The sequence below is a fragment of the Marinobacter sp. UBA2498 genome, assembly GCF_002341575.1.
GTDB classification, from domain to species: Bacteria; Pseudomonadota; Gammaproteobacteria; order Pseudomonadales; family Oleiphilaceae; genus Marinobacter; species Marinobacter manganoxydans.
The window spans coordinates 62,203-64,174 of sequence record NZ_DDOI01000029.1 but is presented as its reverse complement, the minus strand read 5'-3'; the positions used below and the strand labels follow the sequence as shown (position 1 = coordinate 64,174).

Here is a 1,972-nt window from a genome sequence, read left to right as displayed (position 1 = left end):
TCCTCTACCGGAATGTCCTGCTCTTCACCATCCCGAATCACCCGCGCGGTTTTCGCCCGCAGGTCCAGCAACCGGCGCACCGCCTCCGATGTCTTGCCTTTGGCCCGAAGCTCCAGGGCCTGACCCAGGTTGATCAGGCCGATGATCATCGCCGAGGCCTCAAAGTAGACATGGCGAGCCATCTCCGGCAACGCGCCGGGAATACTGGTGACGACAATGGAATAAAGCCAGGCGGTGCCGGTACCCAGGGCAATCAGGGTGTCCATGTTGGCGTTATGGTGCCGGAATGCCTTCCAAGCACCAGTGTAGAAGTGTCGTCCGGTAGCGATCATTACCCCAAGAGTGAGAATGCCCAGGTTCAGCCAGGTGAGCTGATTGGCATCCGTCACCATCATGGTGTCGAAACCCATGCCGTAGACCATCAGCCCAAGACCCAGGCTCAGACTCACGGCCATCTTTATCAGCAGTGTCTTGTACTGCTTCCGGTCTTCCTCCTGCTTGCGTGCGTCCGCTTCGTCCTCGTCCTCGATCACGCTGGCGCCATAACCGGCATTTTCTATTGCCTTCACCAGCGCCTCGGGATCGGCATCACCCGTGGCCGTGGCGGTATTGTCCGCCAGGTTCATATGGGAATGGCTGATACCGGAGACCGACATCAGGGCCTTCTCAATGGTGTTTACACAGGAAGAACAGGTAGCACCGGTCACGGACAGATGAATCTGCCCGTCCGCACCGGCTGCTGCCCCAGAACCAGTCGGAGCAGAATCTGCCTCGGTTGCCTGATCTTCCGAGTCGTCGGCGGTATCGGCCTCATCCTCATTCCCTGAAGAACAGCAACTGGCCGGCTCGGCGTCTTCCTGGAAAGGCTCGGCCGGGTAGCCGGTCTCGGTGACAATCCGAGCCGCCTCATCAGCATCCACGCCCTCCGGCAGGTCCACGGTCTGTTTTTCCAGATCGACCTCAACCAGCTCAGCATCGCCTGTCAACGGCTCCAGGGCGCTGCGAATCTTCTTCACGCAGCCCTGGCAGGAAGCTCCGGAAATGCTGAGAGTGGTTTGTAAAACAGGTGTGTCAGTCATCCAGAATCACTCCTCGTTCTGTTCACTTGCCCCGCAACAGGGCGCCGGATCATCCCAGTGTTCGATCAACCGGCAAATGGTATGGCCATCTGGCGTGCCATCGGGCATGTCCTGCCAGGCGGCCAGCGCGGCGGTCATCCGCTTGCGCAACTGCTGCAGCTCCCGAATCTCCCGCTCAACCTCCGCCAACCGATGCTGAAACACATCCCGAACCATCGGACAGGGCGAATGATGATCGTCCGCCTGATCCAGAATCTGTCGTATCTCAGGCAACGAAAATCCCAGCTGCCGCGCCTTACGGGCAAACCGAAGCCGTCGAAGATCCTCGGCATCGAACTGCTGGTAGTTGTTGTCCGGGTTACGGGTCGGTTTGAGCAGGTTCTCGCGGGTGTAAAACCGGACCGTATCCGGGTTTACGCCAGCAGCTTCTGCAAGCTCTTTTACCTTCATCGTCTTGTTCCACTCCACCTACGGGAGATCGCCAGGAATACATCGCGAAAGCTAGCGGAGTGACGGGGCGGGGTTGGCTTCCGAAAATGCTCTGAGCCAGGGATGGCTCAGAGCAAGCTTACACGGACGTACTTGCAGCGGTTTTCGGAAGCCAACCCCGCTCCGACACGGCAAGCTCCATATATTAACCATAGCGTAAAACCTGTGAGCAACTCACAGGTCAAAGGTTTTCTTGAGGAGGGAAAGTCGAAGGAGGGCAGTCAATCCCGCGAGCGCAGAAACGTACCGCAGGTTTTGCATTGATCTGGCGCCATCAGCTTCGCCTGCCAGCCAATCTTGTGGCCACAGGCCGGACACGCCAGCTTGAGCTGCAGAACAATAATAGGCGTGATCAGCGCAGCGATCAGAACACCCAGGGGGCCCCAGCTTTCACCGCTGGACAA

Annotated in this window: 2 protein-coding genes and 1 pseudogene; all 3 read right to left on the bottom strand. The window is 58.5% G+C overall.

Annotated features, from left to right (window positions below; genetic code table 11):
- The coding region (locus B2W52_RS02920) for a cation transporter (protein WP_286801163.1) at nucleotides 1-1,079 on the bottom strand (1,079 nt) is incomplete at its 3' end.
- A gap of 6 nt (nucleotides 1,080-1,085) precedes the next feature.
- Complete coding sequence (locus B2W52_RS02915; protein ID WP_286801161.1) at nucleotides 1,086-1,529, bottom strand: MerR family transcriptional regulator; 444 nt, start codon at nucleotides 1,527-1,529, stop codon at nucleotides 1,086-1,088.
- A 260-nt stretch (nucleotides 1,530-1,789) separates the two neighbouring features.
- A pseudogene (locus B2W52_RS02910) lies at nucleotides 1,790-1,972 on the bottom strand (hypothetical protein); the annotation flags it as partial.